The organism is Streptomyces zaehneri, from assembly GCF_032248645.1.
In the GTDB taxonomy this organism is placed as follows: domain Bacteria; phylum Actinomycetota; class Actinomycetes; order Streptomycetales; family Streptomycetaceae; genus Streptomyces; species Streptomyces coriariae.
This window is the reverse complement of record NZ_JASTTJ010000008.1, coordinates 281,872-300,467: the sequence shown is the minus strand read 5'-3', so window position 1 is coordinate 300,467 and position 18,596 is coordinate 281,872. Positions and strand designations below refer to the sequence as shown.

The following is an 18,596-nucleotide window of genomic DNA, read 5'->3' as shown; positions in this document are numbered from 1 at the left end:
TCCCTACGCCCCCCGACAGCCCCGTGAAACTTCCCGTGACGTGGGCACAACCGGCCGCGTAGGCTCGAACGGGCTGCCGTACGGCGGTCGAGAAGGGGGAGCGGATGGACATCGCGGGCGCGCGCGGGAGGGCGGCCCGGATCGGCTCGGCGCTGCGGCGCGCGAGGACCGGACCGGCCATGCGCGAGCTGACCGGCGATCTCTGCGCCGCGGTACGGGCCCGCCCCGGCCGGCCGGCCGGGGTGCGGGACGTGTGCCGGGCGCTGTGCGAGGAGATGTCCGCGCGGCGCGGCGGGCGGCCCGTCGAGGTGCGGTTCGAGCGGTTCCCCGACGAGATCGAGGTGACCGGGCTGTGCGTGGAGTTCCAGGACTTCGACCTGGTCATCGTCGAGGAACGGGCCGAGGACGTGCAGCAACTGGTCATCCTCGGCCATGAGCTGTGGCATCTGCACGCCGGTCACCGCCACCACCACGGGCCCGGCACGGCCGCCGCCGCACGCGCGTTCGCCGGTCGGCCCGGCTGGCGCGACGCGGCCCTCTCCGTCGCCGCCCGTGACGGTTCCCGCCAACGGGACGAGGCCGAGGCCGACGACTTCGGCCACCGTCTGGCCTCCGCCCTGCGGCCCCTTGTCTGCGGCGAGGGCGTCAGCGGGCCTCTCGATCCCCTGCAGCGGGCGTTCGGCTACCGCGGGCGTGGAGGAACGGCCCGGTGATCCATGCCCTGGGCTCCCCCGAGCTGGCCCTCGACCCCGCCCGTCTCCTGGACGAGTTCTACATCTCGTTCTGGATCCCCGCCGCGATCCTCACCACCGCTCTCGTGATCAAGCTGCCCACCATCATCAGACTGTGGCGGGACCCGCTGCTGCGCGCGGTCGGCGGGCTGCTGTTGCTCGCCTGCTTCGTGTTCGTGTCCGCGGCGCCTGCCACGATCGCCTGGACCAACCGGGTCACGGGCGTGCCGAACATCGCGGCCCCGCTGGTCTACTCGCTGCTCACCGCGTTCTGCGGCTCCTGTCTGCTGCTGCTCATCGCCTGGCGCAACGGTCTGTCCGACCGCACGGCGGCCACCCGCCGCGCCATGCGCTGGGTCCTGTGCCTGTACTCGGGCGTGGTCGTCGCGCTGTGGGTGCTGTTCGCCCTCGCGGACGCTCCGGTCGAGCGGCTCCGGGACCTGGACACGTACTACGCCTCGACGCCCTTCATGCGCGAGGAGATCCTGGCCTACCTGCTCGCGCACACCGTGGCCGTCCTGATCACCTCACGGCTGATCTGGAACTGGGTCCGCACCGACGGGCTCGACGCCTGGCTGCGCTGGGGGCTGAAGTCGCTCGGCGTCGGCTACGTGATCAACCTGATCTTCGACGCCGCCAAACTCACCGCCGTGGTGGCCCGCTGGACCGGCCACGACCTGGACTGGCTGAGCACCCAACTGGCCCCGCCCGTCGCCTGTCTGTCCGCGATCCTGATCGCGGTGGGATTCATCCTCCCGCACGCGGGCCAGTACCTGCACGAAAGCTGGCGCGTCCGGCTCGCCCACCGCGAACTGCGTCCCCTGTACACGCTGATGCGGACCGTCAACGGCGGCGGCATCCCGTTCGTCCTGCACACCACGCCCGAACTGCGCCTGATCCGGCGGGAGACCTTCATCCGCGACGCACTCCTCCCACTGGCCGGCCGCATCGACGAGGAGCAGCAGCGACGGTCGCAGGAGGCCGCGCTCGCCCTCGGCTTCGAGCCCGCTCACGCGAAGGCGCTCGCCGCCGCCGTGGCCGTCCAGGACGCGGCCGACGCCAAGCGTCGCGCGCCGGACGGCGCTGCCACCGGCAATCCCGACATCACGGACCTGCTCCAGGAGATCGCGGCCGTGTCACGGGCCCTGCACCGTCCCGATGACATGGCGGCGGTCCGCCGGCACACGGCCGCGCCCCCAGCGGGCGCCCCCGGCCCGCCCGTCGACGACCCCGGCAGCGACGGCCACAGCAAAGTCGACAGCAGCCATGTCGACAGCAGCAGTGACGACAGCAGCACCGATGACCACAGCAGAGAGCGTGCCCGTCCATGAGTCAACGCCCCACCACCGCCGTCGTCCTCGGCGGCTCCCTCGCCGGCATGCTCGCCGCCCGCGCCCTGGCCTCGGTCGCCGACCGGGTCATCGTGGTCGAGCGCGATGAGCTGCCCACGGGCCCGCACCCGCGAAAGGGGCTGCCCCAGGCGAGGCACGTCCACCAGCTGTGGTCGGGTGGGGCGCGGGCCGTGGAGGAGCTGCTGCCGGGCGTCACGGGGCGGCTGCGGGAGGCCGGTGCACACCGGCTGCCGGTCACCACGGACATGGTCGTGCTGTCGCCGAAGGGCTGGTACCGGCGCTGGGCCGAGTCGCACTTCATGCTGTTGTCCGGCCGTGACCTGCTGGACGCGACGGTACGGGCGGACGTCCTGGCCGATGACCGCGTCGAGCTGACCGACCGGACCGAGGTGCTCCGGCTGGACGGCACGGGCGCCGCCGTCACCGGGGTCCGGGTCCGGGCCCGCGACGGCGCCGAGCGCAGCCTCGCCGCCGACCTGGTGGTCGACGCCACGGGGCGCGGCTCCCGTGCCTCCCGGTGGCTGACGGACCTGGGGCTGCCCACCCCCGAGCGGCGCGAGGTCGACGCGGGACTGGCCTACGCGAGCCGCCTCTACCTCGCGCCCGAATCCGCCCGCGACGGCTTCCCGGTCGTCAACGTGATGGCGGACCCGCGCACGGGTGAGCCCGGCCGGGCGGGCGTCCTGCTCCCGATCGAGGACGGGCGGTGGCTGGTCACCCTGATCGGCACACGCGGCGGCGAACCGTCGTCCGACGCCGCCGACTTCGACCGGTACGCGCGCGAGGAACTGCGGCATCCGCTCGTCGCCGACCTGATCGCCCGCGCCGAGCCGCTCTCCGACGTGGCGTTCACCCGCACCACGGCCAACCGCCGTGCCTTCTACGAGAAGATGCCGGCCTGGCCGGAGAACTTCGCGGTCCTCGGCGACGCACTCGCCGCGTACAACCCGGTGTACGGACACGGCATGTCGGTCGCGGCCCAGGGCGCGTCGGCCATGCGGGACGTCGTACGACGGCACGGCTGGGGCTCGCCGGGACTGTCCCGGCGCATCCAGAGGGCAGTGGCCCGGCCGGTCGCGGCGGCGTGGGACCTCGCGGTCGGGCAGGACGTGTTCTTCCCGGGCGCGACGGAGGACGGCCCCACCCGACGGGACCGGCTCGTCGCCGCGTACGTGGACCGGCTGATCTTCACGGCCACCGGAAACGGCCGAGTCGCCAGAACGGTCACGGACGTGATGTCACTGGAGCGAAGAGCCGAGGTGCTGCTGGCACCGAGAATGCTGCTGTCGGCGGCGCTGGGCCCGCTCAAGCCACCGCTGAGCGGGCCACCGCTGACGCCGGAGGAACGCAAGGCCGCGGAACTGGAGTAGTCAGCCCGCGAACGCCGGTTGAGCCAGTCCCTTCCCTGCCTTCGGTATCACCAGCAGCGAGCCGGCGACCGGGTGCGGTGCCTCCAGGCCCACCCGGGCGGTGGTGACGTACAGGTCGGTCAGGTCGGCCCCGCCGAACGCGCAGGCCGTGACCCTCGGGGTCGGGAGGGTGAGCACCCGGTCCAGTTCGCCCGCCGGGGTGTAGCGGCGTACCGCTCCCCCGTCCCACAGCGCCACCCACACGCAGCCGTCCGCGTCGACCGTGAGGCCGTCGGGGAAGCCGGCGCCGTCCTCGATCTCGACGAGGGTACGGCGGTCCGCGACCCCGCCGTCCGCCGAGTACGCGAACACGTCGACCCGGCGCGTCGGCGAGTCGATGTAGTACATCAGCGTCCCGTCCGGGCTCCAGCCGGTGCCGTTGCTGACCGTCACGTCGTCGAGGACCGGCTCGGGCGAGCCGTCGCCGGTGACCCGGAACAGGGTGCCGCCGCCCGGGGCCTCGTCGTAGCGCATGGTGCCGGCCCAGAGGGAGCCGTCGGGGGCGACGGCGGCGTCGTTGGCGCGGCGGCCGGGGACCGGCTCGTGGTGCAGCCAGCGAAAGCTGTCGTCCGGGTCGAGCAGACCCACCCCGTCCCGGAGGTTGAGGACCAGGCCGCCCCCGGCGCGCGGCTTGGCCGCGCCCACGTGCTGGTGGGTCGCCCGGACCGTGCGGCGGCCGGTCGAGGGGTCGTAGCCGTGCAGGCGGGAGCCGAGTATGTCCAGCCAGAGCAGCCGGCCGGTGACCGGGTCCCAGGTCGGCCCCTCGCCGAGGACGGCCTCGGCCCGCACGGCCACCTCGTACGACGACGTCGTCATGCCACGCTCCGGTAGCCCAGCAGCTCGGACAACTCGGCGGCGCCCTTCGCGGCGAGCTGCTCCAGTTCCACCCGGCGCTCGTCGCTCCAGCGGATCATCGGCACGGAGATGGACAGGGCGGCGACGACCTGGCCCGTGCGGTCGCGCACCGGCGCCGCCACACAGCTGACGTCCGGGTTGGACTCACGGCTCTCCACCGCGACGCCCCGCTCCCGGATCTCCGCCAGGGCCTCACGCAGGGCGCCGGGCTCGGTGATGCTGTTCGGGGTCATCCGGATGAGGTCGGCGTCGTCGGGGATGCGCGCGCTGAGCTCCGGCTCGGAGAGCGAGGCCAGCAGCATCTTGCCGACGGACGTGCAGTGGGCCGGAAGACGGCGGCCGGCGGCCGACACCATCCGGACCGCGTGCGTGGAGTCGACCTTGGCGATGTAGATGACGTCCGTGCCCTCCAGGATCGCCACGTGGACCGTCTCGTCACACGTCTCAGCGACGGAGCGGGCGACCTGCTGACCCTCGGCGGCGAGGTCGAGCTGCTCGGCGTAGCGGCTGCCGAGCTGGTACGGACGTACGCCGAGGCGGTAGCGTCCGGGCTGTCCCGGTACGGCCACGATGTACGACCGTGCCGAGAGCGTGGTCACCAGTTCGTGCACGGTGGTGCGCGGAAGCTGGAGCTTGCGCACGATGTCGGGGGCGGAGAGCGAACCGTCCCCGTCGAGGAAGAGCTCGAGAATGTCGAGAGCTCGGGTCACGGCAGGTACGAGGCGCCCCACAACAGGCCCCCTCCCTTGGTTGGTCGTATCAGCGCCTGTGTTCGAGATTTCAACAGGCGATCGGCATGACGAACACAGGCTGTCATACGGCGTTGCGCCGGGCAATGGTCGGGAATCGCACACTGGCCCAGGACGGGGCGCCGCGTGGGCCAGGATGGAGCGCATGCCGACCCAGAAACGCCTCGCCGGCTCGTTCACGGCGCTCGATTTCCAACAGGTCCTGCTGCGCCGCATGGCCGACCACAACCCTGACCTGGTGGAGGAAGCGCGCCACGCGCTGGGCGCCTCCCTCGCACAGATGCGGGAGGCCAACAAGCGCTGGCAGGCGATGCTCCACTCCCCGCACGCCCGGGGCGCGCTGGCCCGCTACCGCTCCGTCCTCGGCGAACCGGAGTCCCGGGTGCCCCGCCGCGTCGGGGACCTCGACTGCGAGGCCTGGCTCTGGCCGCTGCCCCTCTGGCCCGACCTGCGCTTCGAGGTGCTCCTCGCGCCGGACGGCCGCGTCTGGAACGAGTGGCTGGTCCGCGCCCCGGGAGCCACGCCGCCGCGCCTGACGAGCCTCGAAGACCTCACCCCCTGGTCCTGCACGGTCGACGAGGCCGCGCACGCCTTCGCCCCGGCCCGCCCCCTGGAGGGCACCGCCCCCACCCGCTGGGGGCTGGCCTTCACGGCCCCCGACGGCTGGGGCGTACGGCGGGAGGTCGTCGCCGAGTTCACCTGGGGGCTGCTGCAACGGACGGGGATCCGGGAGTAGCGGCGGGCCGGTGGTGACGCGGGAGCGGGGATCGCCGTCAGGGCGTGGCGGCCGCCGCCAGGATCGCCGCCACGACGGTCGGCGCCGACTCCGGGTGCAGGAAGAGGAACAGGTTCGGCTCGACCAGTTCCAGCTCCATCACGCGCGGCTCCCCGTCGTCGCCGTCCACGAGGTCGACCCGGGCGTAGAGCAGCTCCGGCGCGTCCGGAACGGCGGCCAGGGCGCGTTCGGCGACGGCCAGCTCGGCCGGGGTCGGGGTCCAGGGCTCCAGACCGGGGTGGGCGACCTTGTCCGCGTCGAAGGCGGTGCCCAGGGCCAGTACGGCCCGCTTGCGGCTGGCGTGCAGCAGGCGCCCGCCGAAGAACTGCAGGGCCCGCTCCCCGCCGGTGTCGATGCTCCGCATGTACGGCTGCACCATCGCCGTCAGCCCTTCGGCGTGCATCCGCGCGAGGTGCCGTACGGCCGCCTCGTGCCGGTCGGGCGTGTAGCGGGCGGCGTACCGGGCGCCGGCGCCGGAGGTGGGCTTGACGACGTACTCGTGGTCGCCCGGCAGCCCCGCCGCGGCGTCGGCGTCGCCCGGGGCGAGATAACGGGTGGGGACCGTGGGCACGCCGGCCGCCGCGAGCTCCCCGATGTACCGCTTGTCGGTGTTCCAGCGCACGACGGACACCGGGTTGGCCAGCCGCGTCAGCTTGCCGCACCGCTCCGCCCAGGCCGTGAACTCGGCGGCACGCCAGCTGTAGTCCCAGGTCGAGCGGATGACGGCCAGGTCGTAGGAGGCCCAGTCGGCGTCGGCGTCGTCCCAGCACACGACGTCCGCCTCGGCACCGGCCGCCGCCAGCGCCGCCCGCAGCCCGGGAAGGTCGCGGTCCTTGCTCGGCTCCGGCCGGGGGTCGTAGGTGACGAGGGCGACTCGGGGCACGACGGGACTCCGTTCTCGTACATCCGCACATCCGCACATCCATACGCCTGTACGTCCGTACGTCTGCATTTCGTACGTCTGTGTAGTACCTCCGCAGGTTAACGGCCGTCCCCGCGACCGGGACAACCGGTTTGCCCGGAGCAGGCCCGGCGGCGCCGGCGGGCCGGACAAGGCCGGTTGCGTCGTCGCGGACGTGGTGGCGGGGACACCCTGACAGGTGGCGGCGAGGCGAGTGGGGTAGGAACGGCTGTGTCGTGTCCCGCAGCCACTCAAGGAGCCCGTTCCGTGTCCTCTCTCTTCCCGGCCCTGACGGACGACCCGTCCGGGCGCTCCGCCCTGCGGTTCGGCGAGCGTTCCCTGACGTACGCGCAGCTCGCCTCGGCGGCCGGTGCCGTCGGTGAACGGGTGCGGGGGGAGGGCAGGGTCGCCGTGTGGGCGACTCCGTCGCTGGAGACCGCCGTCGCGGTGGTGGGCGCCCTGCTCGCCGGGGTGGCCGCCGTGCCGCTGAACCCGAAGTCGGGCGACAAGGAGCTCGGGCACATCCTGGGCGACAGCGCGCCGCGGGTGGTGCTGGCGGCCCCCGGCGACGAACTGCCCGCCGCGCTGCGTGAGCTGGCACGGATCGACGTCGAGGTGGACGGCGAGGCCGGCGGGGAGGGTGCCGGGGCGCCGGGCGGGGCGCCCGTGGACGACGAGACCCCCGCCCTCGTCGTCTACACCTCCGGCACCACCGGGCCGCCCAAGGGCGCGGTGATCCCGCGCCGGGCGATCGCCACGACGCTGGACGCGCTCGCCGACGCCTGGCAGTGGACCGGGGAGGACGTCCTCGTGCACGGGCTGCCGCTGTTCCACGTGCACGGGCTGGTGCTGGGGATCCTCGGGCCGCTGCGGCGCGGCGGGTCGGTACGGCATCTCGGGAGGTTCGGCACCGAGGGCGTGACGCGGGAGCTGAGCACGGGGGCGAGCATGCTCTTCGGGGTGCCGACGATGTACCACCGCATCGCCGAGGCGCTGCCCGACGACCCCGCACTGGCCAAGGCGCTCGCCGGGGCACGGCTGCTGGTGTCCGGTTCGGCCGCGCTGCCCGTGCACGACCACGAGCGGATCGCGGCCGCGACCGGGCGGCGGGTGATCGAGCGGTACGGGATGACGGAGACCCTGATGAACACGAGCGTCCGGGCGGACGGGGAGGCGCGGGCGGGGACCGTCGGGATGCCCCTGCCCGGTGTGGAGCTGCGGCTGGTGGACGAGGACGGGTCGGCCGTCGAGGCGTACGACGGGGAGAGCGTCGGGGAGATCCAGGTGCGCGGGCCGAACCTGTTCACCGCCTACCTCAACCGGCCCGACGCGACCGCCGCCGCCTTCACCTCCGACGGCTGGTTCCGCACGGGTGACGTGGCCGTGCGCGACCCCGACGGCTATGTCCGGATCGTCGGGCGCAAGGCGACCGACCTCATCAAGAGCGGCGGGTACAAGATCGGGGCCGGTGAGATCGAGAACGCGCTGCTGGAACATCCGGGGGTGCGCGAGGCCGCCGTCACCGGGGAGCCGGACGCGGACCTCGGGGAGCGGATCGTCGCGTGGGTCGTGCCGACGGATCCCGAAAACCCGCCGACCGAGAGCGAGTTGGCCGACCACGTGGCCCGTCGTCTGGCGCCGCACAAGCGGCCTCGCGTGGTGCGCCATCTCGACGCGCTGCCCCGCAACGACATGGGGAAGATCATGAAGCGGGCGCTGCCGTCATGACGACGCGGCGGGCGGGCGCGCGCGAGGTCGTCGCCCTCGTCGCCGACGACTTCACCCGGTTCCCCGACCCGCCCGGCGGGGAGCGGCCCTCCGCTCCCGACGGGCCCCTCGGCTGGCCCGGCTACGACGCCTCGCGCGAGCGCGCCGCCCGACGTACCGGTGAGTCGGAGTCCGTCGTCTGCGGCACGGGGAGCGTCGGGGGCACGCGGGCCGTGCTGATCGCCTTCGAGTTCGGCTTCCTGGGCGGATCGCTGGGCGGGCGCACCGGTGACCGGCTGACGGCGGCGTACACGTACGCCCGTGAACACCGGCTGCCGGTCGTGCCGTTGATCGCCACAGGCGGCAGCCGGATGCAGGAGGGCATGCTCGCGCTCACGCAACTCCAGCGCGTGGCACGGCAGTCGGCGCTCACCCGGGAGGCCGGGCTGCCGCAGATCGCGGTCCTGCGGGACCCGACGACCGGCGGCGGCTGGGCCACCCTGGGCGCGGGCGCCGACGTGGTGCTCGCGCTGCCAAACGCCCAGGTCGGCTTCGCGGGCTCGCGGGTCCGGCCGCCGGACGCCGACCCGGCCGCCTACACGGCCGAGGCCCAGGTCGCGGCCGGAGCCGCGGACGCGGTGGTGCCTCCGGCAGAGCTACGGGAGGTGCTGGGGCGATGGCTCCGTCTGCTGACCGACAAAACGCCGGCAGCGCATCGTCCGAGCGGGACCCCCGGCACCCCCGGCGAACCGGGCGCCGCGCGGGCCGTGGCCCTCGGGGCCGGACCCCGGCCGAAGTCACATCGCGAGGCCGCAGCGGTACCGGCCGAGACCCACAGCACCCCCGGCGAACCGGGCGCCGCGCGGGCCGTGGCCCTCGGGGCCGGACCCCGGCCGGAGTCACATCGCGAGGCCGCAGCGGTACCGGCCGAGACCCACAGCACCCCCGGCGAACCGGCCACCGCCGCGCCAGGCGCCGTACCCGGCACGGGCAGCCCCTCGACACGGCCCCAGCCGAGGCCGCCCCGCGAACCCGCGCCTGTTCCCGTCGCTCTCGGCGTCGCGGATCTGCCGCGTACCGGGTGGGAGGCCGTTCGCCGGGCTCGGGCGGCAGAACGGCCGCGCGCCCGGGCCTACTTGGACGCCTACTTCAGCCACCGGCTCGCGATCTCCGGGGACCGGTGCGGCGGGGTCGATCCGGACGGGATGCTGTGCGGCTTCGGCGTTCACCAGGGCCGTACGGTCGGCTACGCCGCGCAGACCGGGGCGGCCACCCGGCCCGCCGGGTACCGCACGGCCGCCCGGCTGATCCGCCTCGCGGACCGGCTCGGCATCCCGGTGCTGACGCTGGTGGACACCCCGGGCGCGGCCAACGACGCCGAGGCCGAACGGCAGGGGGCCGGCGCGGCGATCGCGGAGCTGTTCGGCGTGGTGGCCACCGCCCGCACGCCGATCACCACGCTGGTCATCGGCGAGGGCGGCTCCGGCGGCGCGCTGGCCCTGGCCGCGCCCGGCCGCACCTGGGCCACCCCGGACAGCTACTTCTCCGTCATCGCACCGGAGTCGGCGGCGGCGATCCTCAAGCGGCCCCCGCGGGAGGTGGAGGCGACGGCCGATCAACTCCGGATACGGCCACAGGACTTGGTGGAGCTGGGAGTGATCCGGATCACGCAGGCGCGCTGAACGCAGGACAATCTCCAGTACCGTCCGTGACAATGGATGCGCGCAGAGCCGCAGGACTACATGGGTGAGGGGTTACGGGGCGCCGTGGACGGACTGGTGGAGTTCAGGACCGACGACGGTGCCGTGGTCGCCGTCGAGGCGGTCACGGAGGGGCGGCCCGGTTCCCGGCTGGTGGCCCGCGACGGTACGGTCCAGGCGGCGCGCACCTTCGAGGGCGCCCTGGAGGGCGTGCGCGCGGCCGCCGAGTCCGCCCTGCGGGTGTTCCGCGACGGGACGTTACGGCCCGACGGGGTGGAGATCGAGTTCGGGGTGAAGCTGTCGGCGGAGACCGGCGCGATCATCGCCAAGGGCACGGCGGAGGGCCACCTCGTCGTGCGGCTGACCTGGTCGCCGCCCTCCCCCGCCGCATGAACAGCGCCGAATGGCACGCCCGGATCGAGAGCGCGGGCCAGGTGGCGGGCGCGGGCTTCCTCGTCACCGGACGCCGGGTGCTGACCTGCGCCCATGTCGTGCGACAGGCCGACCCGGACACCCTGACGGTGACCTTCACCGAACGCCCCGGCGCCCCCGCCGTACCGGCCCGGGTGGTCGCCGACGGCGGCTGGGGCGGCGGCACCACCGACCTCGGCGACCTGGCCGTCCTGGAGCTGGCGCACGAGGTCCCGGTCGCCCCGGCCGCGCTGGCCCCCGTGGACGCCGCCCACGACCGGCGGCCCGACCGGCCCCGCAAGCTCGTCGTCTACGGCTTCCCGGTCGGCTTCGACGAGGGCACCCTCGCCGAATACCGCATCACCGCGAAGCAGTTGCTCAACCGCGAGTGGATCCAGCTGGAGGCCTGGCAGCCCGGCGGCCAGCCGCTCGCCCCCGGGTTCAGCGGCGCCGCGGTCACCCTGGCGGACACCGGTGAGGTCGTCGGCATGGTCACCGCGGCCGCCGGTGACCGTGGTGTGCACAACGGGCGGATGATGCCCACCGAGGTCATGGCCCGCTACTGGCCCGACCTGGAGGGCCTGGTCCCCACCTCCGACCACCGCGGCGCCGACCGCGCCCGGCTGCGCGAACTGGTCGAACGCGCCGTGCGCGCGGGCCTGGACGGCGATCCGGGGCGGCGCGTGCGGCTCTACGAGTCCGCCCGGGGCCCGCTGGACCCGGACGCCCCCGAGGAGGGGTTCGACTCGCTGTGGTCGGCGGCCCTGTTCGTGCTGTGCGAGGTCGACGGCGGCGACGCGGCGGCCACCGTCGCCCGCTTCACCACGCATGTGGAGGCCCTGTTCCAGGACCCCGTCGGGACGGCCGCCGAGACGGCCGCGGCACCCGACTGGTCGCCCATCCTCGTCGACCTCCAGCACAGCGGCGCGGGCGACGGACACGTCCGGGTGGAGGTGTCCGCGTACAGCGGGGGCCGCCGGCATCCGGTCGGCTCCGGCACGGTCCCGCAGGCCGGGCTGCGTGCCTTCGTGCAGGACCGGATCGAGGCCGCCTTCCGGTATCTGACGCCCGGCTGCGACGAGTTGCTGGCGTTCGCGCTGCCCCGTGACTGGATCGACCTGCCCGTCGACCGCTGGGCGAGCACACCCGACGACGACACCCCGCTCGGCTGTGTGTACCCGCTCGTCGTCACCGACCAGGCGCGCCGCAGGGCGGGGGTCCGGCACCAGCTGACCCGGGTGTGGAACCGGCTCGACGCGGCGCCCGGCGCCCGGGTGCACCGGGTCGAGTGCGGCAGCCCCGAGGAACCCCGCCGGCTCCGGGTGCGGCTGCGTCAGGACGACGCCTGTCTCGCCGGCTTCGCGACCGCCCCGGCCGCGTCCCACACCCGCCCGCACTTCGACACCTCGCTCAACGCGCCCGCGCCGATGGTCGTCTGGTCCCGCGAGGGCTGCGCCGGCGGTCCCGACGCCTCCTGCGCAGGCGGGGACGACTGCGCGGGCAAGACGTTCCTGGACGAGCTCGACACCTGTGTCTCCGGTGTGTCGCCCGCCGAACTCCCGCGCCGGGTGCTGGCGCTGCGCGAGGAGGCCGACGCGGAGGACGGCCACTGGGCCCACGACATCCAGCTGTTGTGGGACGACCCGCGCCTCTTCGCCGACCCGCACGGCGACGCGGCCGGCCACCCCCGCTCCCCCGTGACCTGAACCGCGTCCACCCCCGTCCCCGTCCCCGTCCCCGCAACAGAGCCACGAGCCGCACGAGTCACGCGAGCCCCACGAGTCACACCAGAGTTTCGGAGAACCATGCCGCACTGGTCCGTCTACACCGGGAACAGCGAGCCGCACGACGGCATCGACCGGCTGCCCGAGCCGCCGCCCTGGCGGGCGTTCGACGGCGAACCCGTCGTGCCGCCGCCCCGGGACGCCGACGACGAGGCGGCCGTCTCCCCCGACCGCGTCCACCGCGCCCGCTCGTACGTCGCCACCCCGGAGAGCGTCGAACTCGTCAACGCAGCCCTGGTGCTGCGCCGCCCGCTGCTGGTCACCGGTCCGCCCGGCACCGGCAAGTCCTCCCTGGCGTACGCGGTGGCGCGCGAGCTGGCTCTCGGCCCGGTGCTGCGCTGGAACATCACCAGCCGCTCCACGCTGGCCGACGGCCTCTACCAGTACGACCCGCTGTCCCGGCTGTACGCCGCCCGGCAGGCGGCGTGGCGCGAACGGGACGGGGACGCCGACGGCGGGGTCGAGGACCATCTGCGCCTCGGCCCCCTCGGCACGGCCCTGCTGCCCTACGAACGTCCCCGCGCGCTCCTCGTCGACGAGATCGACAAGAGCGACCTCGACCTCCCCAACGACCTGCTGAACGTCCTGGAGGAGGGGCAGTACGAGATCCCCGAACTCATGCGCGCGGCCCGGCACTGCGCCGAGGACGTCACCGCCGGCGTCCTGGCCGACGGCTCGGACGACCCGGTCGCCGTCACCCGGGGCCGAGTCCGCTGCCGCGCCTTCCCGTTCGTCGTCCTGACCAGCAACGGCGAGCGTGAGTTCCCGCCCGCCTTCCTGCGCCGCTGTGTCCGGCTGAAGCTGCGCCGCCCCGGCCGCGAACAGCTCACCGAGATCGTCCGGGCCCACCTCGACACCCCGCCGGGCGAGGCGGAACACCTCATCGACCGCTTCCTGACCCGCGCAGCCGACGGCGAACTCGCCACCGACCAGCTGCTGAACGCGCTCTATCTCACCGGAGTCGCCGGTCTGGACGCCGACTCCCGCGACGCACTGGCGGAGCGCCTGATGCCGTACCTCGGCGCCACGGCGGACGGCGATGGCTTCTGAGGAGACACCGGGAGGTGACATGTCCGCCCTGGACCGGCTGACCGCCCTGCTGACGGCCGCGGCGGACACCACGCCCACCCCCCGCGAGCTCGCCGAACTGCTGTGGCTCGCAGGGCTGTCGAGCGACCCGGAGGAGGTACCGGAGCGGACGGACCCGGCCGGGCCGGACGCGGCGGCCGCACGGGCCGAGCGGGCCGGGCGGGACACCGGCGGTACGCCCGACGACGAGGCCGGCGGCAGGCCCGACCACGCGGACCCCGACCGTACGGCGGGGAGTACGTCGCCGAACTCCGCGCCCGGTGACCCCGCCGACCGTGTCCCGCTCCGTCTCCCCACGCCCGCGCCCGCCGCCGGCTCCGGTGACGACTTCGGCGGGAACCGGCCCGTCCTCGCGCCCGCGCCCGCGATGCTCCCGCATCCCCTCGCCCTCCAGCGGGCCCTGCGCCCGCTGAAGCGCACGGTGCCCTCGGCGCGGGCCCGCCTCCTCGACGAGCGGGCGACGGCCGACCGCATCGCCCGGCTGGGCGCCCACCCGGACGTCTGGCTGCCCGTGCTGCGTCCCGCGCGCGACCGCTGGCTGCGCCTCAACCTCGTCCACGACACCGGCCCGACGATGCCGGTCTGGCGGCCGCTGATCCGTGAACTGCTCACCGTCCTCGCCCAGTCGGGCGTCTTCCGCACGGTCACCCCGCACCCGGCCACACCCGACGGCGAGGCCCGACGGGTTCCCCACCCGGCGGACGGCCGGACGGTCACCCTGATCGTGAGCGACTGCATGGGCCCGCAGTGGCGACCGGGACCGGCGGGCGAGCGCTGGTACCGGACCCTGCGGCACTGGGCGACCCGGATGCCGCTGGCCGTCGTCCAGCCGCTCCCGGAGCACCTGTGGACCACGACGGCCCTCCCGGCCGAACCGGGTCTGCTCTTCTCCGCGACCCGGGCGGCCCCGCTCTCCGCGCTGACGTTCACCCCGTACGACCCGCAGACCGCGCCCCGGCCCGGCGCGGCCCTCCCGATCCCCGTGCTGGAGCCGGGCGCGCCCTGGCTGGCCAACTGGGCGGCGCTGGTAGCGGGTCCGGGCGGCGCGCGCACCCCGGGTGCGGTGGCCTGGCTGCCACCGGCGCCCGTCCCGCCCGGGACCGCCGGGCCGCAGGCCGCCGACCCGGCCGCCCTGCCCGCCCAGGAGCTGGTGCTGCGCTTCCGCGCCACCGCCTCACGGGAGGCGTTCCGGCTGGCCGGTCATCTGGCCCTGGCCGTCCCCTCGGTTCCGGTGATGCGCCTCGTCCAACGTGCGGTGAACCGCGACCCGCGCCCCCAGCACCTGGCCGAGGTGATCCTCAGCGGCATGCTGACCACCGTGCCGGGTCCGCCCGGCTCGTACGACTTCCGCCCCGGCGTACGCGAGCTGCTGCTGCGCACCCTGCCGCGCACGACACGCGGCCGCACCCGCGAACTCCTGGACCGGATCGGCGCCTTGATCGACGAGCGCGCGGGCCTCACGACGGGCGAGTTCCGCGCGGAGACAGGCGGCACCGACAGCACGGCCGTCGCCTTCGCGACGGTGAGCGCGGAGACGGTCCGCAGGCTGGGCGGAAGCGTCGAACCCCCCGCGCCACGGCCCGAAGCCCCGACCGGCACCCTGCCGACCCCCCTGCCCGACGAACTCCGGCCGAACCGCACACGGTTGACACCCGACGACCCCGAGGCGGAAGGGACCGCACCCGGACACCGGGAGGCTCGCGCGCAGGTGGCCGAGCCGCCGATGACCGGCACAGGCACGCGGCACGCTCTTCTCTTCGAGACCGGCGCCGACCTCACCGCGCGCCCCGAAGCCCGTATCACCCTCGAATACGCCGTCCACGAAGTCCTCGCGCGGGGCGATCTCACGCCTCAGCAGTACGAGGTCCGTGTCCGCCCGAACGGGTATGTCGTGCGGATCCAGCCCGAGGCGTATCTGCTCCCGGTGCTCGCCGCCGCCCTGCGCGGGCTCCCCGGTCCGCTCGCCGAGCTGGCCGAACCGCCGCGTCTGCGGGTGACGTTCCAGGACGCGCCCGAGACCCCCGCGCCCCCGCGGGGCGACGCCCCGGTGCTCCTCACCGTCCCCCCGGCTCTCTACGCGGCCTTCGCCGACAGCTCCGCCGCCTCCGGGCCGCACCGCTTCCGGCCCCTGTTCGGCGACGCCCCGGACGCCCCGCCGCTCGCCTGGTACTGCCCGCTGCCGCCGGAGGAGAGCGCGGGCGACACGGCGGACGACCGGACCGACGTCCGGGAGCCGGTGCGCGGGCCCTTCCTCACCCGTGACCTGCGCCAGCTGGGCATCCCCGCGCCGGGCCGCACCGCGATCGTGCACACCCGTCCCGACAGCCCGCTCACCCTCCTCGACCCCGTCCTGCCCTACGGGGGCCGCCCGCCGCGTCCGGCGACGTACTACGAGGTCGACCTGACGCCGCGGCACGCCGTCGAGCGGATCTCCCTGCCGAGCTCCGGGAAGGGCGCCTTCATCGCCGCCGTCGAGCTGACCTGGCGGGTCGACGACCCGGTGGCGTTCGTACGGGCGGAGACCGCGGGCGTGCGCGAGCGGCTGCTGGCGCATCTGCTGGCGGCGGGCTCGCGCATCACCCGCCACCACTCCGTCCGCCGGGCGGCCGGCGCGCAGCGGGCCGTCAACTCCCAGCTGGGCAGGTGGCCGGTGCCGGGTCTGGTGGTGACCTGCGCGGTCACGCTCGCGCCGGACTACGCCCCGCCCCCCGAGGTGCGCCGGCCGGCCGGCCGTTCCGGGCGCCCGCTCCGGGACCTGCTCGGCGACGCCGAGACCGTGCTGTTCGGCTTCGACGGCCCGCTGGCCCGGCTGTTCACGGCGACGACCGCGCGTGCGGCCGCCCTCGACCTGCTCGGGATCGTCGCCGAGCACCGCGACCCCGAGGACGCCCTGGCGGGCCGCCCGGCGGGCGACCCGCGCGCCGCGGGCCGGGAGCTTTTCGTGCACCCGCTGGACGTGCTGCGGGCCTTCGCCCAGGACCGGCTGGGCCCGCTGCTGCGGGACCGTCTCGACCGGCTGGAGCTGAGCGCCGTGCCGGACGCGCCCAGGACGCACCACTCCGTGGTCCTCGTGCGCACCCTCCACGACACCGGGCGCCGGGTCGGGGTGGTCACGGACGTCTGTGAAGCGGCCGTCCACCGCTGTCTGGAGTCCTACCGGCTTCCGCTGCCGGCCGGCGTCCACGGCCGCGACGACGACCTCGGCCGGCTCACGCCGAACCCGGACCGGCTGCTGGGCGCCCTGCGGCCGCTCGGCGCGCCCGCCGCCACCGGCGTCCTGATCGGCTCCACGCTCGCCGAGCTCGCCGCCGCCCACGCGGCGGGTCTGCGCTTTCTCGGCCTCGCGCGCAATCCGACCGCCGAGCAGGCGCTGCTCGGGGCGGGCTGTGACGCGGTGGTCCCCTCCCTCACCCCGGTGCTGGAAGCGGCCCGCGCGCTGTAGAGGGGCCGAACCGGGCGATGCACGGCCACGGGCGGCGGTACCGGCGAAATCCGGCACCGGGCGGGGCCAACTGTCCTACCCTGACGTGGATTTGAAGATCTCATGGAGATTCCGAGGGGGAAATGCGCATGTCCAGCACACCGTCAAGACGTACCGTCCTGCGCGGACTCACGGTCACCGGAGCCGCGGTGACCGGCTTCGATCCCGGCGCCCGCAGCTGGGCCGCGACCACGGCCGACGCGGACCTCGAGGCCGTCACGGAACTGGCCCGGGTTCCCCGGCTGGACGGCACGCTCGTCACGGACGACCTCGCACTCGCGGCGGCGGCCGACGACTACGGACACATCGTGCACCGGCGCCCCTCGGCGGTCCTGCGGCCGGGCTCGGTCCGTGACGTCGTCGCCATGGTCCGCTTCTGCAACGACCACTGTCTGCCGGTCGCGCCACGCGGCCAGGGACACGCCCCGTTCGGCCAGGCGCAGGTGGCGGGCGGTCTGGTCATCGAGACCGCGACACTCGCGGACATCGGCCCGCTGGGGCCCGGCAGCACCACCGTCACCGTCGGCGCGGGCGCCAGGTGGAGCGCGGTGGCCCGGGCCACGCTCGCGCACGGCCTCACCCCGCCCGTCTTCACCGACTACCTCGAGCTCTCCGTCGGCGGCACCCTGTCGGTGGGCGGTCTGGGCGGCCAGGCCCACCGGTACGGCGCCCAGGTCGACAACGTCACCGAACTGCGGGTCGTCACCGGGGCGGGCGAGCTGGTGCGCTGTTCCCCGTCCCGGCGCGCCGACCTCTTCCACGCGGTGCTGGCGGGCCTCGGCCAGTGCGCCGTCGTCGTCGAGGCCACGCTGCGCCTGGTCCCCGCGCCCGAGACCGTACGGCGCTACCAGCTCACCTACGACGACCTGGCGGTCTTCCTCGACGACCAGCGCCTCCTGGTCCAGGACGGCCGTTTCGACTACGTCGAGGGGCAGGTCCACGCGGACGCCGCCGGGGCGTTCGGGGTCTACGTCCTGGAGGCGGTGGCCTACGGCCCGCCGGTGGGCCCCGCACCGGACGACACGGCACTGCTGCGCGGTCTGCGCCACGACCCCGCGAGCGCCGAGTCCACCGACCAGACCTACTACGACTTCCTCGACCGGCTGGCCCCCGTCGTCGCCGCCATGAAGGCGGCCGGCATCTGGACGTACGCCCACCCCTGGCTCAACCTCATGCTGCCCGGCACCTCCGCCGCGGCCCTCGGCGCGCGGATCCTGGGCGGACTCACCCCGGCCGACGTGGGCCCCGGGGCCGTCATCCTCTTCTACCCCCTGCGCGGCGACCGCCTCACCACCCCGCTGCTGCGCAGCTCCGACGACGCCGTGTCGTACCTCTTCGACGTGCTGAGCGCCGCGCCGCCGGACGACACCGTCGCCGTCGACCGTCTCCTGGCGGCCAACCGCTGCGCCTACGAGGCCACCGCGGCGGCCGGCGGCACCCACTACCCCGTCGGCAGCATCCCCTTCACGCCCGCCGACTGGCGCACCCACTTCGGCCCGGCCTGGCCGGGACTGGAGTCGGCGAAGCGGACGTACGACCCACAGGGGATCCTCGTCCCGGGGCAGGGCATCTTCGGCTGATCCGGCCGCGCGCCTCCCCGACCTGACCGTATTTCATACTTATTTTGGGCAGGTGAGACAAAACCCCCATTC

At 74.7% G+C, this 18,596-nt stretch carries 14 protein-coding genes; 11 read left to right on the top strand and 3 right to left on the bottom strand.

The window, feature by feature from the left end; all coding sequences use genetic code 11:
• Positions 1-104: 104 nt before the first annotated feature.
• Genes QQM72_RS16440 through QQM72_RS16430 form a run of 3 tightly spaced genes read left to right on the top strand, consistent with a single transcriptional unit; the run spans position 105 to position 3,453 of the window.
• Complete coding sequence (locus QQM72_RS16440) at positions 105-713, top strand: toxin-antitoxin system, toxin component family protein (RefSeq protein WP_314221611.1); 609 nt, start codon at positions 105-107, stop codon at positions 711-713.
• The gene (locus QQM72_RS16435) at positions 710-2,062 is read left to right on the top strand and encodes an MAB_1171c family putative transporter (protein ID WP_314221610.1); all 1,353 of its coding nucleotides are present in this window, start codon (positions 710-712) and stop codon (positions 2,060-2,062) included. The genes QQM72_RS16440 and QQM72_RS16435 overlap by 4 nt, the downstream gene beginning before the upstream one ends.
• The gene (locus QQM72_RS16430) at positions 2,059-3,453 is read left to right on the top strand and encodes an FAD-dependent oxidoreductase (RefSeq protein ID WP_314221609.1); all 1,395 of its coding nucleotides are present in this window, start codon (positions 2,059-2,061) and stop codon (positions 3,451-3,453) included. Before QQM72_RS16435 ends, QQM72_RS16430 begins: the two co-directional genes overlap by 4 nt.
• Here the strand turns inward: QQM72_RS16430 and QQM72_RS16425 are convergent, their stop codons facing one another.
• Positions 3,454-4,308 (bottom strand): SMP-30/gluconolactonase/LRE family protein, encoded by an 855-nt coding sequence (locus QQM72_RS16425; protein WP_314221608.1) that lies wholly within the window; start codon positions 4,306-4,308, stop codon positions 3,454-3,456.
• The gene (locus QQM72_RS16420) at positions 4,305-5,078 is read right to left on the bottom strand and encodes an IclR family transcriptional regulator (protein WP_314221607.1); all 774 of its coding nucleotides are present in this window, start codon (positions 5,076-5,078) and stop codon (positions 4,305-4,307) included. The genes QQM72_RS16425 and QQM72_RS16420 overlap by 4 nt, the downstream gene beginning before the upstream one ends.
• Before the next feature lie 163 nt (positions 5,079-5,241).
• On the opposite strand from QQM72_RS16420, the gene QQM72_RS16415 reads away from it, so the two are divergent.
• A complete protein-coding gene (locus tag QQM72_RS16415) occupies positions 5,242-5,832 on the top strand; it encodes a hypothetical protein (protein WP_314221606.1) in 591 nt (196 codons plus the stop codon).
• A 37-nt stretch (positions 5,833-5,869) separates the two neighbouring features.
• Here QQM72_RS16415 and QQM72_RS16410 read toward each other — a convergent pair whose 3' ends face one another.
• Positions 5,870-6,754, bottom strand: a complete 885-nt coding sequence (locus QQM72_RS16410; protein ID WP_314221605.1) for an ATP-grasp domain-containing protein — start codon at positions 6,752-6,754, stop codon at positions 5,870-5,872.
• Positions 6,755-7,039: 285 nt separating this feature from the next.
• On the opposite strand from QQM72_RS16410, the gene QQM72_RS16405 reads away from it, so the two are divergent.
• The 7 genes from QQM72_RS16405 to QQM72_RS16375 all read left to right on the top strand — a co-directional run bounded on the left by QQM72_RS16405 (position 7,040) and on the right by QQM72_RS16375 (position 18,524).
• Entirely contained in the window at positions 7,040-8,500 is a 1,461-nt protein-coding gene (locus tag QQM72_RS16405; protein WP_314221604.1) for an acyl-CoA synthetase, read from the top strand.
• Positions 8,497-10,161, top strand: coding sequence for a carboxyl transferase domain-containing protein (locus QQM72_RS16400; RefSeq protein ID WP_314221603.1), 1,665 nt, complete (start codon positions 8,497-8,499; stop codon positions 10,159-10,161). Before QQM72_RS16405 ends, QQM72_RS16400 begins: the two co-directional genes overlap by 4 nt.
• Positions 10,162-10,245: 84 nt before the next feature.
• On the top strand, positions 10,246-10,572 hold the full coding sequence (locus QQM72_RS16395) for a CU044_2847 family protein (protein WP_314221655.1): 327 nt from the start codon (positions 10,246-10,248) through the stop codon (positions 10,570-10,572).
• Complete coding sequence (locus tag QQM72_RS16390) at positions 10,569-12,296, top strand: VMAP-C domain-containing protein (RefSeq protein WP_314221602.1); 1,728 nt, start codon at positions 10,569-10,571, stop codon at positions 12,294-12,296. The genes QQM72_RS16395 and QQM72_RS16390 overlap by 4 nt, the downstream gene beginning before the upstream one ends.
• Positions 12,297-12,395: 99 nt before the next feature.
• A complete protein-coding gene (locus QQM72_RS16385; protein WP_314221601.1) occupies positions 12,396-13,424 on the top strand; it encodes an AAA family ATPase in 1,029 nt (342 codons plus the stop codon).
• Positions 13,425-13,443: 19 nt separating this feature from the next.
• On the top strand, positions 13,444-16,905 hold the full coding sequence (locus QQM72_RS16380; RefSeq protein ID WP_314221600.1) for an SAV_2336 N-terminal domain-related protein: 3,462 nt from the start codon (positions 13,444-13,446) through the stop codon (positions 16,903-16,905).
• 128 nt (positions 16,906-17,033) lie between these two features.
• Positions 17,034-18,524: an FAD-binding protein gene (locus tag QQM72_RS16375; RefSeq protein ID WP_314221599.1), complete on the top strand. Its 1,491-nt coding sequence runs from the start codon at positions 17,034-17,036 to the stop codon at positions 18,522-18,524.
• Positions 18,525-18,596: the final 72 nt, after the last annotated feature.